Here is a 13,096-nt window from a genome sequence, read left to right as displayed (position 1 = left end):
ATGTACCTCTCTCACCCGTGGAGGGGCGTCGTATCGCTGTGCTGGAACCAGGACCGGGCAGCACGCCGATCTGTGACAGCGGGGCTCCCGCCGCACCCGGAGCAGTGGGCGAGGCCCGCGAGACGGGGCGGGGCACTGCGGGGCCCCGGCCGGCCGCCGACGGCTTGGCCGGCGAGCGGTGGGACGGTCCGCGGGCGCGTGCGACCGGCCCCGTTCCTCGCCCGGCGCTCCCGGCGGGCCGGTTGTAGCATGGCCGGTAGCTGTGCCGAAGGGGGCACCATGCACGCAGTCGACGACTCCGGCTCTCTCGACGAGGCGACACGTCGGTTCGTCGAGGCGCGGCCGCGGCTCTTCGGAATCGCCTACCGCGTGCTCGGCAGCGCCGTCGAGGCCGAGGACGTGCTGCAGGAGACGTGGCTGAGGTGGCAGAAGGCCGACCGCTCGGACATCGTCGAGCCGGCCGCCTTCCTGGCCACCGTGACCACCCGCCTCGCGATCAACACGGCCCAGTCCGCCAGGGTCCGGCGTGAGGCGTACGTCGGCCCATGGCTCCCCGAGCCCGTCGACACCAGCTCGGACCCACAGGTGGGGGCGGAGAGGGCGGAGGCCGTCGAGATGGCGGTGCTGCTCCTGCTGGAGCGGCTCAACCCCGTGGAACGGGCCGCCTACGTCCTGCGGGAAGCCTTCGACTACCCCTACAAGCAGGTGGCCGCCATCCTCGAGACGAGCGAGGGCAACACCCGCCAGCTGGTGAGCCGGGCCCGCAAACACCTCGCCACCGAACGCCGCGAGCAGGTGAGCCGGTCCCAGCACCAGCGTCTTCTGGAGGTGTTCCTCACCGCGGCGCAGACGGGCGACCTCGAGACCCTGGAGCGGGTCCTGGCGGCGGACGTCGTCAGCTACACGGACGGCGGAGGCATCCGTGGAGCGTCCCGGATCCCGGTGGTCGGGCGTCCGCACGTCTCCAAGTACCTCGCCGCCTTCGCACCCCGCTTCTGGCCGGGCTCCTACGTCAGCTGGGTCGAGGCCAACGATCGCCCGGCCGTGCTCGTCCGGTCCGGGGGAGAGGCCGTGGCCCTGCTCTGCATCGACGCGTCGGCGCAGGGCATCGACCGGCTCATGTGGGTGATGAACCCGGACAAGCTGTCGTCCTACGTGGCGTCGTCGAGCGGCTGAGCCCTCGGTCGGGACTCGTCGGCCGCGAGCGCGCACACGGTGTCACAAACGGCCCGATCGACCGGTCGTACTGGAAGACGACCCAAGTGATCGGAACAAACATGGCTCTCACCGAACAACGTCTGTCCACGTCGGTGCTCGTGATCGGTACGGGCGGCGCCGGCCTACGGGCCGCCATCGAACTGGCGGAGGCCGGGATGGACGTCCTGGCCGTCGGCAAGCGTGCCAAGGAGGACGCCCACACGGCCCTCGCCGCGGGCGGCATCAACGCGGCCCTGGCCACCATGGACCCCGAGGACAGCTGGCAGCAGCACGCGGCGGACACCCTCAAGGAGAGCTACCTGCTCGCCGACCCGCGGACCGTGGAGATCGTCACCAAGGGCGCCGCCCTGGGCATCGACGACCTGGAGCGCTACGGCATGGCCTTCGCCAGGGAGGACGACGGCCGCATCTCCCAGCGCTTCTTCGGCGCGCACAAGTTCCGGCGCACCGCCTTCGCCGGCGACTACACCGGCCTGGAGATCCAGCGCACGCTCATCCGGCGTGCCGACCAGCTCCGGATCCCCGTGCTCGACGGCGTGTACATCACCCGGCTCCTGGTGCACGACGGCGCCGTGTTCGGGGCCTACGGCTTCGGGCTCACGGACGGACAGCGCTACCTCATCCACGCCGACGCGGTCATCCTGGCGGCGGGCGGGCACACCCGCATCTGGCGGCGTACGTCCTCGCGGCGCGACGAGAACACCGGTGACTCCTTCCGGCTGGCCGTCGAGGCCGGAGCCCGGCTGCGCGACCCCGAGCTGGTCCAGTTCCACCCCTCGGGCATCATCGAGCCGGAGAACGCGGCCGGCACCCTCGTCAGCGAGGCCGCACGGGGTGAGGGCGGCATCCTGCGCAACGCCCTCGGCGAACGCTTCATGAACCGCTACGACCCCGAACGCATGGAGCTGTCCACGCGCGACCGGGTCGCCCTCGCCTCCTACACCGAGATCAAGGAAGGCCGCGGCACGGACAAGGGCGGCGTCTGGCTCGACGTCTCCCACCTGCCCCGGCAGACGATCATGAACCGGCTGCCCCGGGTGTACCAGACGCTGCTGGACCTCCAGATGCTGGACATCACCCGCGAGCCGATCGAGATAGCGCCGACGGCGCACTACTCGATGGGCGGGGTCTGGGTCAGGCACGAGGACCACAGCACCGACGTACGCGGCCTGTACGCCATCGGTGAGGCGTCCAGCGGACTGCACGGCGCCAACCGTCTGGGTGGCAACAGCCTCATCGAGCTGCTGGTCTTCGGCCGCATCACCGGACGGGCGGCGGCCGCCTACTCCGAGGCGCTGACCGCGCAGCCGCGCTCGGCGGCAGCGGTGGCCCTCGCGCGCGCGGAGATAGACGACCTGCTCGCCGCGGACGGGCCGGAGAACGTACGCGCCCTGCAGCGCGCCATCCGCAACACCATGACCGAGCACGCCGGTGTCGTCCGCGACGAGCAGGGGCTGCGGGCCGGGCTGGACGAACTCGGCGTGATCGAGAAGCGCATGGAGGACGTCGGCGTCCACCCGGACATCGCCGGCTTCCAGGACCTCGCGCACGCCTTCGACCTCAAGGCCGCCGCCCTCGCGGCCCGGGCCACCCTGGAGGCGGCCCTCGAACGCCGCGAGACCCGAGGCTGCCACAACCGGAGCGACCACCCGGACATGGACCCCGCACTGCGGGTCAACCTGGTGTGGTCCCCGACGGCCGGAATCACCCACGAGAGCATCGCGCCGATCCCCGAGGACATCGCGACCCTGATGGAGGAGGTGTCCGCCGAAGGAAAGCTGGTCGAATAGGCGGAAATCCCCGGCGCGTCCAGCGCTCCGGCATTCCGCGGGTGGCGGGTCGCTCTGCGCGTCCCGCTGCCGTGTCACACGCGCGGTCGCCGTCCGGTCCTTCCTGGTGAGGGAAGCGACCGGGCCGGGCGGACCGCCTTCCGGGCGTGCCCCGCACCCCCTTACGAGAAGACGTACCGAGAGGACAGACATCATGAAGGTCGTAGTCGTCGGAGGCACCGGCCTCATCGGCTCCAAGCTGGTCGCCAAGCTCACGGAGCAGGGCCACGAAGCCGTCCCCGCCGCGCCCAACACCGGCGTCAACACACTGACCGGCGAAGGACTCGCCGAGGTTCTGCGGGGAGCCGACGTCGTGGTCGACGTCTCGAACTCCCCGTCCTTCGAGAAGGACGCCGTCATGGAGTTCTTCCGCACCTCGACCACCAACCTCCTCAAAGCGGAGGCGGAGGCCGGAGTGACCCATCACGTCGCCCTGTCCGTGGTGGGGACCGAACGGCTCCCCGAGAGCGACTACTTCCGCGCCAAGGTGGCCCAGGAGGAGCTGATCAAGGAGTCGGGCATCCCGTACTCCATCGTCCACGCCACGCAGTTCTTCGAGTTCATGGCCGGTATCGCGGCGTCGTCGACGGTCGGCGACACGGTGCACCTCGCCCCGGTCGGGATCCAGCCCATCGCCGCCGACGAGGTGGCCGCCGCCGTGGGCCGCGCGGCCACCGGGGCGCCGGTCAACGGCGTGGTGGAGGTGGCGGGCCCCGAGGCCTTCCAGCTGGACGAGCTCCTGCGCGACACCCTCGCCGCCCAGAACGACCCCCGTACGGTGGTGACGGACCCGCACGCCCCGTACTTCGGCGCCGAACTCCAGGAGACCAGCCTCCTGCCCGGCCCCGACGCCCACATCGCCGAGACCCGGTTCGCGGACTGGCTCGCCGCGCAGGCGTGACCTGCCCGCAGTCGTGACCCGTCCGCAGTGAGGTGGCCCCTGTCCGCAGGGGCCACCTCTTCTGTCGTCTCCTGCCGCTGTTCCGTTCCCGCGGCCGGCCCGCCGACCCGGCCGGCGGCGCAGCGAAAGGGCGGAGCGGCGATCCCTCGCCACTCCGCCCTCCCGGGTCACCGGTCGGTCATCGGACCGTCCGTGCCGCCTTCCCGATGAGCCGGGCGACGTCGTCGGGCTGGGACACGCCCACCGCGTGCGACGCCCGGACCTCCTCCGTGCGGGCCCCGGCCCGTTCGGCCATGAAGCGCTGCGTCTTCGCCGGGATGTTGAGGTCCTCGGTGGCCACGAGCGCCCAGGACGGGATCGTCTTCCAGGCGGGCTCTCCCGAGGCCTCCTCCAGCGCGGAGTTGGTCACGGGCCGCTGGGCCACCGCCATGAGGTCGGCGGTGCTCCGTGCCACGTCCGCGGCGAACTGGCCGCGGAACTTGGGCTGCTGGATGTAGAGGTCCGCGTCCTCGGTGCCGTCGGGGTGCGTGATCGGGACCGGGTGCAGGGCCTGCCCCAGCGAGCTGCCGGGGTACTTCGACGCCAGCTGCAGCGCGCTCTCTCCCTTGTCGGGCATGAAGGCGGCGGCGTAGACCAGTGCCTTCACGTTGTCGGCGCCCCGGGCCGCGTTGCTGATGACCGCACCGCCGTAGGAGTGCCCGACGAGGATCACCGGCCCCTCGATGCCGGCCACGACCTGCCTGACGTAGTCGGCGTCGGTGCTCAGTCCGCGCAGCGGGTTGGCGGCGGCGACCACCGGGTAGCCGTCACGCTTGAGCTCCTTCACGACCCCGTCCCAGCTGGAGGAGTCGGCGAAAGCGCCGTGCACCAGTACGACGGTGGGCTTGCGGTGCTGCGAGGACGGTCCGCTGTCCGCGCCGGCCGGGGCGACCGACGTGGCGAGCAGCGCCGCGGCACCACCGGCGGTGACCGCGAGGGAGAGCGGCATGCGGACACGCCGGAGGAGGGAACGACGGTTCATGGGGGAAACCTCTTCGGGGTTGATCGGCCGAGCCGTTGGTGTGCCCGGGCGACGGTGATGCCGTGGTCCGGCAGAGAGCCTGTGTGCGGCTTTCGCCCTTATGACAGGGCACATGTTCATCTTGTGACGGATGGCGGTGATTGTGTTTCCTCACGCCGTACCGGTGTCGCCGCGCCACCGAGCCTGTGCCTACGCTTCTGCAGCGCACCCAGGCCCAGTCGCAACGAAGGACGCACCATGCCCGCGGACCCCGGCCAGACCCCCGATCCCGCTGTCGTCAGTGTCTCCCTGGCAGCCGAGTCAGCCCTGCTGGAGGCGCGGATCAGCATGCTCCAGGAGGCGATCCACCTGATCGACACACGCATGGCGGCGATCTCGGAGAGGCTGCACAGGATGTACCGCACGCCTGTTGCGTTGACGTCCCAACAGTGGCAACAATTGATGAGGCATCCTCTCGACGCCTGTCAAGGGAACCCGGAGTTCGGCCGCGGCCTATGATGGCCGGGGAAGAGTCGAGGATGAGAGGAACACATGGTCTCGGCAACCGGCGCCGCGCACAACATCGAGGTCACCGCGGAGAGTCTCCAGGAAGACCTGGCGCGCCTCGAACTCCAGAAGCAGGCGCTGGAGAGGGAACTGGCGGCGGTGGTGGCCCATCTCGGCTCCGTCCAGCGGGCGCTCAGCGCGCTCGAGGTGCTGATGCGGGCCCCGTCGGCCGCCGAGGCGCCTGCCGTTTCCGGCGCACCGGCGGCAGCGGCACCCGCCGAGGAGACCGCGGCCCGGACCGCCGCCCCCGCACAGGCCCCCGGTCCGGACGCGACGCGGACACCCGCCGACCGGCGGTCGGGACGCCGGGCCACCGGGAAGCAGCGCCCCTCCGGGACCGGCGCGGAGCCGGACCAGCGTGGCTACGGCAGGCTGACCGAGCAGATCCTCGACTACTTCGCCGGTGTCGGCGACGTGGACGTGCGCGCCCGTGACGTCGCGGCGGCCCTGGGCCGGGACAGTGACAGCGGCAGCATCAACGCGGTCCGCAGCACGCTCGACCGCCTCGTGGGTGCGTCCCGTATCCGCAGGTCCGGCCGGGGTCTCTACCGCGCCGAGCGATCCTGAGGTCCCGCGTTCGCCCGGCGCTGCGTCCACACGGTGTGAAAAACGCTGTGAACAGCATGGGAGGCCCCCGGGTGGGCCCGTGGAGGCTCGCGGACCCGGCCGGTCGCCGTTCCTGAGGTCCGGCAACGGTCAGCGGTCCGCTTCCGCGGCCGAGGCCGCCGGGCGGAGCGCCGGGTCCCGTTCGACGGCACCGGTCGAAGGCAGCAGGGCCACGGCCAGGGCGACGGCGGGCAGCGCGATCACCGCGGCTCGCGCCCGCCGGCCGAGTCCGTCGGCCTTCCGGCCGGCCGGACCACCGGCTTCCCCGCTCCCCGGCCCTCCCGCGCCCCACAACCGCCCCCAGTGCGAGGCCAGCCACGGCCACACGACGGCCAGGCCCGCCAGAGCGGACGACAACGGAACCGTCAGACGTCACGGTGGGCCAGGTCGAGACTGGTGGCCACATCGGAGGACGAGGGATCGCCCGCGAGCACCAGGGCCACGGCCGTGAAGCAGACGACCACAGCCGTGAACGCGGGCTCGGGCTCGGTGGGTGGCGTCCCGGCCTCCAGCAGGGTGTCGATGGCCGGCTCGGAGCTGGTCACGATCGTCGTGGGCGTGCTGCTCGTGCTCGTGGTGGAGCCGGCCGTTCCCGAGCCGTCACCGCCGCCGCACGCCGTGACCGCCGTGACACCGGCGAGGCAGCAGCCCAGCACCGCGACGACGCGTCGGGTCAACGGGTGCGGCCGGCCGGAACCGCGTGTACGCGGCTGTTCCTGAAATTGCGTCATGTCGTCGTCCCCCCCGGGCGGTGCCCCCGGCAGGCGAGTGAGGCGTGTCTCATCGCAGCTCGGCGGCTTGTCTATGCAACAAGTTGCATAGAAAGATCCGGAGCATGGCGCTCGAACACGCGATCCTCGTCTCCCTGCTGGAACAACCTGGCTCGGGCTACGAGCTCGCGCGCCGCTTCGAACGGTCCATCGGGTACTTCTGGACCGCGACCCACCAGCAGATCTACCGCGTGCTCAGGCGCATGGAGGCGGACGGCCTGCTGGACGTCCGCGAAGTGGCGCAGCGGGGGAGACCGGACAAGAAGGAGTACTCCGTCGCGCCGCCGGGCCGCGCGGCACTCGCCGCATGGCTGCACGAGCCGGTCCAGCCGGAGAGCATCCGGCACGAGCTGGCCGTGAAGATCCGCGGCGCGGCCTTCGGCGACCCGTCCTCGCTGATCACCGAGGTCGAACGCCACCGCGAGGCACACGACGACCGCCTCCGCCGCTACCTCGCCGGTGAGGTAAGGGACTTCGGCGCTCCCGGCCCACCGCGGTCGCTCGACGCCGGCCGGGAGCTCCAGCACGTCGTGCTGCGCGGCGGCATCGCCTTCGAGCGGATGACCATCGCGTGGCTCGACGACGTCCTCGACACCCTGCACAGACTCCGCGCCGCGCCGCGCGGCGGCCGGGGCTGACCCCGAACGCCGCCCGCACCCACCCCGTTACCCGTCCCACCCGTATCCGTCGGGCCCCGTCCGACCCGATCCCCGGAAGGCACCCCTCATGGCCGACCAACTCCTGTTCAACCCCCGCACCTACGACCCGGCGCACTTCGACCCGGAGACGCGCAGGCTGCTGCGCGCCACGGTCGACTGGTTCGAGGCGCGCGGCAAGCGCAGGCTGATCGAGGACTACCGCTCCCGCGCGTGGCTGGAGGACTTCCTCGCCTTCGCAGCGAAGGAGGGCCTCTTCGCCACCTTCCTCACCCCCGAGGCCGACGGCGACCGGCCGGACCAGCGCTGGGACACCGCCCGCATCGCCGCCCTCAACGAGATCCTCGGGTTCTACGGCCTCGACTACTGGTACGCCTGGCAGGTCACCATCCTCGGCCTCGGCCCCGTCTGGCAGAGCGACAACGCCGACGCCCGCGCCCGGGCGGCCGAACTGCTCTCCCGGGGCGAGGTGTTCGCGTTCGGCCTCTCCGAGAAGAGCCACGGCGCCGACATCTACTCCACCGACATGCTGCTGGAACCCGACGGGGAGGGAGGCTTCCGGGCGACCGGCTCCAAGTACTACATCGGCAACGGCAACGCCGCCGGGCTCGTGTCGGTGTTCGGCCGCCGCACCGACGTCGAGGGGCCGGAGGGCTACGTCTTCTTCGCCGCCGACAGCCGTCACCCCGACTACCGCCTGGTCAAGAACGTCGTCGACTCCTCCAAGTACGTCAGCGAGTTCCGCCTGGAGAACTACCCGGTCGGGCCCCAGGACGTGCTGCACACCGGGCGTGCCGCCTTCGACGCCGCCCTGAACACCGTCAACGTCGGCAAGTTCAACCTGTGCACCGCCTCGATCGGCATCTGCGAACACGCCATGTACGAGGCCGTCACCCACGCCCACCACCGCATCCTGTACGGCCGCCCCGTCACCGCCTTCCCGCACGTCCGGCGTGAGCTGATCGACGCCTACGTCCGCCTGGTCGGCATGAAGCTGTTCAGCGACCGGGCCGTCGACTACTTCCGGTCCGCCGGGCCTGACGACCGCCGCTACCTGCTCTTCAACCCGATGACCAAGATGAAGGTCACCACCGAGGGCGAGAAGGTCGTCGACCTGATGTGGGACGTCATCGCCGCCAAGGGGTTCGAGAAGGACACCTACTTCGCCCAGGCCGCGGTCGAGATCCGGAGCCTGCCCAAGCTCGAGGGCACGGTCCACGTCAACCTGGCGCTCATCCTGAAGTTCCTGCGCAACCACCTCCTCGACCCCGTGGATCACCCGCCGGTCCCGACCCGTCTCGACGCGGGCGACGACACCTTCCTCTTCCGGCAGGGCCCGGCCCGCGGGCTCGGCTCCATCCGGTTCCACGACTGGCGCACCGCCTTCGACACCTACGCCGGGGTGCCGAACGTGGCCCGCTTCCGGGAACAGGCCGACGCCCTGTGCACGTTCGTCACCACCGCGGCACCCGACGAGCAGCAGAGCCGCGACCTGGACCTGCTGCTCTCCGTGGGCCAGCTGTTCGCCCTCGTCGTGCACGGTCAGCTGATCCTGGAACAGGCCGAGTCGACCGGCCTCGACGAGGACGTGCTCGACGAGCTGTTCGCCGTCCTCGTCCGCGACTTCTCGCACCACGCCGTGGAGCTCCACGGCAAGGACTCCGCCACGCGGCTCCAGCAGGACTGGGCCCTCGGCGCCGTCCGGCGGCCCGTCGTCGACGAGGCGCGCTCGGCGCGCGTCTGGGAGCGGGTCGAAGCGCTGTCCGGCGCCTACGAGATGGCCCCGTAGCCGACACGGGCGGCACCGGTACCGGCGCGCGGGGCCGGTACCGGAGCCGTCACGTTCGAGTGACCGCCGCCGCGTCCGCCGGGGCGCGACGGGGCTCCCGGCCCCGTCGGGCAGGCGCTAGTGGAGCCGCCCGAGAGCCTCCCGTACCCGCCGCGCGTCGCGCAGGCGCTGCTCGTAGGTGGCGCCCAGCGCGAGCAGCACCAGTCCGGCCAGTGCGGGAGGCGCCCACCGGGGCAGCGCGCCGACGACCTGGGCGGCGTACGGGGCGAGTTCGTGCAGTGCCACCAGGGCGAGCACGGTCCCCCCGAGGACGAGCGGCGCCTGGAGTCGGTGGCGGGCTCCGGCCAGGGTGACGGCCAGGGCCGCGGTACCGAGCAGCAGGGGCCGGAGCCAGTGCGGGTCGCCCCACGTCATGAGCAGGCTCGGCACGGCGGTGACGGCCAGGCCGGCGCCGTACGCGAGCCAGGAGGAGAGGTCCGGGTCGCGGCGGCGCCTCAGGAAACCGACGACGAGTGCGGGCACGGTCACCGGCAGGGTGTAGGCCTCCGGAGTGGTGACGTCCCAGGCCGCCCACCGCACCCAGGTGGCGAGCAGGAGCAGTACGGCGGCGACCTGGGCGGCCGGCCGCCGGTCCGGGCGGAGGGCGGTCCCGGCCGCCACGAGTCCGCAGAGGGAGAGCACCAGCGCCAGCATCGGCGGGTCGGTCGCGGCCAGGGCGAGGGCGAGCAGCCCCGCCGCCGCGCCCGCCCCTTCGGCGGACACGGCCGTGGCGCGGCCCACCGGGAGGGCCGCCACGAGGGCCGCGACGGCGGGCACGAGCAGGACCAGCAGCGCGGTCCGCGGCGGATGCCAACCGGCGGACGCCCCGATGGCGCAGGCCAGCGCGGTGGCGTGGACGAAGGCGGCGGGCGCGGCGAACGGGCCGAACCCCGGGCGCGCGGCGGCGGCGCCGAACGCGAGGGTCGCCGCCACGAGCACGCCGATCGTCACCGGTTCCGACGCCAGCGAGACCAGGACGAGATCGACGGAGGTGACCAGGGCCAGCACCAGGGCCGTGAGCATCAGCGGCGACGTGCCGCCGACCGCACGACGGGCCCGCTCCGCACCACCCAGCGCGGCCACGACCAGAGCACCCTGCGCCACCAGGCCCGCCCCGTAGGGCAGTTCCAGGACGCCTGGCAGGACCAGCAGCGTCGCCCAGCCCAGGACGATCGCCCCCACCGCCGCGAGCGGCCACTCCTGCGCGCGGCGCCGGGCCACCACCGTCCATGCGCCCGCGACGACGGCGAGGACGAGCGGCACGGTGGCCGCGTCGGGGGGCCAGGGCACGTCCTGGAACACGGCGGCCCGGAAGTCACGCGGCACACCGGACCAGGGCCGCTCCAGCCCGGTCACCGGACCGAGGAGCGTCCCGGCGACCAGCGGCACGGACCACAGCACCGCGAGGCCCTGGACGGTCAGCGAGGCGAGTACGAGCCCCCGGCGGGACGCCCGGTCGAGGGGTGTGCGCACGGCCGCGAGCAGAGCCGCACCGCAGACCAGATACCCCGGCACCGTCCACACTCCCGGCAGCGACGCCCGCAGCACCCCGCCCGCTCCGGCGATCGCGCACAGCCCCGCGGCGGTCGCGGCGGCCACGGCGACACCGGGCTCCCGGACGGACCGGGCCGCCACCAGGGCGAGGGCCGCGGCGAGGAGCAGCAGCACCGCCGACGGCGCGGCGGCACCAGGACCGTCCGCGCTCCACCCGAGCAGGCCCGCCGAGACGACCCCCACCACGCCGGTGCAGAGCGAGCCGACGACCGCGACGATACGGACCGGCAGCGCCGGCGCCCGCAGCGCGACGGCGGTGCCGGCTGCCGCGGTGGCCAACAGCGCGGCCGTGACCGTGTGGGCACCCGCGCCGGCGGCCAGCGCCCACAGGAGCAGGGGGAGATGGGCGGTGGCCGTCGCCAGCGGGAGGGGGAGACGGAGCACAGCCCGTCCCGGCCCATGGCCTTCGGCACCGGGCCCGTCCTCACCCCGGACACCGTCCTGATCCGCGTTCCCGCCCCCGTCGCCGTGCGCGGCCGCCGGCACGAGGGCGGACACGGCCGGCCCGTAGGCGGCCCAGGCTCCCGCCAGCAGCGCCGACGCGGCGGCCGTGTACGTCAGCGCGTCCGTGCCGGTCCACACCACTTCGCGCAGTGCGTAGGCGTCGAGCACGGTCAGGGCGAGACCGAGGCAGGCGACCGCCTCGGCCGTGGACTCCAGTCCGCGCCGCAGCAGCAGCACCGGCGCACCCAGCGCGCCGACGGTCACCGCGCCGAGCACCAGCGACCGTCCGACGATCCCCATGTGGCCCCAGCCGACCAGGGTGAAGGCGATCGCGGCGACCGTGAGCAGCACGCCACCGAGGACCAGCAGCACGTTCTGCACGCCGGGCGCGGTGGTCTCCGGCCGGTGTGCGGCGGCGTCCCGCACCGGCCACACGGGTGGCGTGGTCCCGTGGACCCGGCCGCCTCCGGCCGCGGACGCGGCCCGTAGCGTGTCGAGCAGCCAGGCACGGCGCCGCAGCAGGACGGCCCGTCGGGCGTCCAGGTGCCACAACTCGGCGTCGAGAAGCCGCAGCTCCTCGGCCGGGGGCGGAAGGTTCGTCATGCCACGGAGTGTGCTCCCCGTCACCCCACCGGACATGAGCGCGGGTACTCAGTCCCTACTCAGGTACGCACCCCCGAGACCCCGCCTGTGACGGAAGGGGCCCGTCCCATAACCTCGTGTGGGAGGACGGCGGACGCTCCGCGCGTCGACACCGGGGGAGGCGATGGTGCTCGCTAGAGGGACACGGTGGTTCGTGGGGGCGATGGCCGTACTCTGCGTGATCCTCGTCGGCTCCGGTTCTTCCGGCGGCCCCGACTCCGGCCGGCCCGTGGAGCCCGTGCGGGACGTGGTGGCGAACCGCGTCATGACGTGGAACCTCTGCAACCCCTGCAAGGAGAGCAACGTCCACCGGGCCGCGGAGATCGCCTCCTTCGCCCCTCAGGTCCTCGGCGTGCAGGAAGCCTGCGTGCGGGACGTCGAGGCGATCCGGGAGCACCTGGAGAACATCCACGGACTCGTCTACCACGTCGAGTACGGGATGGTCCTGGAGAAGCGGAGCCGCTGCGGGGGAACGCCGTGGAACCCGGGCGCGTTCGGCCAGGCCGTCCTCTCCGCCGCGCCCATGACCGACCGCGTCAGCAAGGAGTACCCCGAGGGCGGCTCCGAGGACCGCGGCTACATGGCGGTCACCACCGAGATCGGCGGCCAGGAGATCCGGGTCTTCAACACGCACCTCGCCCAGCGCCGGCAGGAGTCCTTCCGGGCGGCGCAGGCCGCCGTGCTCGCCACCGAGGTCGCCCGGCACGAACGCGCCGTCGTCCTCGGCGACTTCAACGCGGTGCCGGACGCCCCCGAACTCTCGCGCCTGTGGGCCCTGGCCGTCGACACGGACCCCCGGTGCCATCCCACGCGCACCGCCGCCGGCACCTGCGGGGTGACCACGGACTGGCAGAGCAAGTTCGACTACGTCTTCCTGCGCGGCATCGCCCCCGGCGAGCACCGCGTGCACCCCTCCCGCTACTCCGACCACCACCAGTTGTACGCCGACCTCGACCTCGCGTGATCCGGTCTGGGCTATCGTTCTGAGCGCCCTGGAGATCACGTCCGTCGCGCGGACAAGGTGCGGCAACACGCCCTTGTACAGACGGGATTCACAGTTCCTGAACGGAGTCCAGGGCCT

The 13,096-nt window shown here is 72.6% G+C and carries 12 protein-coding genes; 8 read left to right on the top strand and 4 right to left on the bottom strand.

All coding sequences use genetic code 11. The features are described from left to right. The first annotated feature begins 279 nt into the window (after positions 1 to 279). The 3 genes from ACGF5T_RS17665 to ACGF5T_RS17655 all read left to right on the top strand — a co-directional run bounded on the left by ACGF5T_RS17665 (position 280) and on the right by ACGF5T_RS17655 (position 3,948). Entirely contained in the window at positions 280 to 1,176 is an 897-nt protein-coding gene (locus ACGF5T_RS17665) for an RNA polymerase sigma-70 factor (protein ID WP_366769009.1), read from the top strand. 101 nt (positions 1,177 to 1,277) lie between these two features. Beyond that, complete coding sequence (locus tag ACGF5T_RS17660) at positions 1,278 to 3,008, top strand: FAD-binding protein (RefSeq protein WP_356611558.1); 1,731 nt, start codon at positions 1,278 to 1,280, stop codon at positions 3,006 to 3,008. Between the two features lie 193 nt (positions 3,009 to 3,201). Then, entirely contained in the window at positions 3,202 to 3,948 is a 747-nt protein-coding gene (locus tag ACGF5T_RS17655) for an SDR family oxidoreductase (protein ID WP_356611559.1), read from the top strand. Positions 3,949 to 4,126: 178 nt separating this feature from the next. Here ACGF5T_RS17655 and ACGF5T_RS17650 read toward each other — a convergent pair whose 3' ends face one another. Continuing rightward, positions 4,127 to 4,969, bottom strand: coding sequence for an alpha/beta hydrolase (locus tag ACGF5T_RS17650; protein ID WP_356611561.1), 843 nt, complete (start codon positions 4,967 to 4,969; stop codon positions 4,127 to 4,129). A gap of 237 nt (positions 4,970 to 5,206) precedes the next feature. Here ACGF5T_RS17650 and ACGF5T_RS17645 point away from each other — a divergent pair, with 237 nt between their 5' ends. Continuing rightward, positions 5,207 to 5,467 carry a hypothetical protein gene (locus ACGF5T_RS17645; RefSeq protein WP_356611562.1) on the top strand — a complete coding sequence of 87 codons (261 nt, stop codon included), beginning with the start codon at positions 5,207 to 5,209 and terminating at the stop codon, positions 5,465 to 5,467. A 33-nt stretch (positions 5,468 to 5,500) separates the two neighbouring features. Then, a complete protein-coding gene (locus ACGF5T_RS17640) occupies positions 5,501 to 6,082 on the top strand; it encodes a hypothetical protein (RefSeq protein ID WP_356611564.1) in 582 nt (193 codons plus the stop codon). Positions 6,083 to 6,211: 129 nt separating this feature from the next. Here the strand turns inward: ACGF5T_RS17640 and ACGF5T_RS17635 are convergent, their stop codons facing one another. Together ACGF5T_RS17635 and ACGF5T_RS17630 are read right to left on the bottom strand one after the other, a co-directional pair. Next, a complete protein-coding gene (locus tag ACGF5T_RS17635; RefSeq protein WP_366769008.1) occupies positions 6,212 to 6,478 on the bottom strand; it encodes a hypothetical protein in 267 nt (88 codons plus the stop codon). 8 nt (positions 6,479 to 6,486) lie between these two features. After that, positions 6,487 to 6,852, bottom strand: coding sequence for a hypothetical protein (locus ACGF5T_RS17630; protein ID WP_366769007.1), 366 nt, complete (start codon positions 6,850 to 6,852; stop codon positions 6,487 to 6,489). Positions 6,853 to 6,956: 104 nt separating this feature from the next. On the opposite strand from ACGF5T_RS17630, the gene ACGF5T_RS17625 reads away from it, so the two are divergent. Further along, positions 6,957 to 7,529: a PadR family transcriptional regulator gene (locus ACGF5T_RS17625; protein WP_366769006.1), complete on the top strand. Its 573-nt coding sequence runs from the start codon at positions 6,957 to 6,959 to the stop codon at positions 7,527 to 7,529. Between the two features lie 88 nt (positions 7,530 to 7,617). Next, complete coding sequence (locus ACGF5T_RS17620) at positions 7,618 to 9,336, top strand: acyl-CoA dehydrogenase family protein (RefSeq protein ID WP_361013254.1); 1,719 nt, start codon at positions 7,618 to 7,620, stop codon at positions 9,334 to 9,336. Positions 9,337 to 9,453: 117 nt separating this feature from the next. On the opposite strand, the gene ACGF5T_RS17615 is transcribed toward ACGF5T_RS17620, so the two are convergent. Then, complete coding sequence (locus ACGF5T_RS17615; protein ID WP_366769005.1) at positions 9,454 to 11,976, bottom strand: SCO7613 C-terminal domain-containing membrane protein; 2,523 nt, start codon at positions 11,974 to 11,976, stop codon at positions 9,454 to 9,456. A 202-nt stretch (positions 11,977 to 12,178) separates the two neighbouring features. Between ACGF5T_RS17615 and ACGF5T_RS17610 the strand changes: the two genes are divergently transcribed. Next, positions 12,179 to 12,979, top strand: coding sequence for an endonuclease/exonuclease/phosphatase family protein (locus tag ACGF5T_RS17610; protein WP_366769004.1), 801 nt, complete (start codon positions 12,179 to 12,181; stop codon positions 12,977 to 12,979). Positions 12,980 to 13,096 lie beyond the last annotated feature (117 nt).

It is taken from the genome of Streptomyces sp. NPDC047853 (assembly GCF_043204535.1).
Classification (GTDB): Bacteria; Actinomycetota; Actinomycetes; order Streptomycetales; family Streptomycetaceae; genus Streptomyces.
Note: the sequence above shows the minus strand (reverse complement) of the source record. Positions and strands in the feature narration are given on the sequence as shown.

What these genes read in the sequence shown, in the direction of transcription:
- ACGF5T_RS17665 (WP_366769009.1), top strand. Translation starts at nt 280, where the DNA reads ATGCACGCAGTCGACGACTCCGGCTCTCTCGACGAGGCGACACGTCGG.
- ACGF5T_RS17660 (WP_356611558.1), top strand. Translation starts at nt 1,278, where the DNA reads ATGGCTCTCACCGAACAACGTCTGTCCACGTCGGTGCTCGTGATCGGT.
- ACGF5T_RS17655 (WP_356611559.1), top strand. Translation starts at nt 3,202, where the DNA reads ATGAAGGTCGTAGTCGTCGGAGGCACCGGCCTCATCGGCTCCAAGCTG.
- ACGF5T_RS17650 (WP_356611561.1), bottom strand. Translation starts at nt 4,969, where the DNA reads ATGAACCGTCGTTCCCTCCTCCGGCGTGTCCGCATGCCGCTCTCCCTC.
- ACGF5T_RS17645 (WP_356611562.1), top strand. Translation starts at nt 5,207, where the DNA reads ATGCCCGCGGACCCCGGCCAGACCCCCGATCCCGCTGTCGTCAGTGTC.
- ACGF5T_RS17640 (WP_356611564.1), top strand. Translation starts at nt 5,501, where the DNA reads ATGGTCTCGGCAACCGGCGCCGCGCACAACATCGAGGTCACCGCGGAG.
- ACGF5T_RS17630 (WP_366769007.1), bottom strand. Translation starts at nt 6,852, where the DNA reads ATGACGCAATTTCAGGAACAGCCGCGTACACGCGGTTCCGGCCGGCCG.
- ACGF5T_RS17625 (WP_366769006.1), top strand. Translation starts at nt 6,957, where the DNA reads ATGGCGCTCGAACACGCGATCCTCGTCTCCCTGCTGGAACAACCTGGC.
- ACGF5T_RS17620 (WP_361013254.1), top strand. Translation starts at nt 7,618, where the DNA reads ATGGCCGACCAACTCCTGTTCAACCCCCGCACCTACGACCCGGCGCAC.
- ACGF5T_RS17615 (WP_366769005.1), bottom strand. Translation starts at nt 11,976, where the DNA reads ATGACGAACCTTCCGCCCCCGGCCGAGGAGCTGCGGCTTCTCGACGCC.
- ACGF5T_RS17610 (WP_366769004.1), top strand. Translation starts at nt 12,179, where the DNA reads ATGGCCGTACTCTGCGTGATCCTCGTCGGCTCCGGTTCTTCCGGCGGC.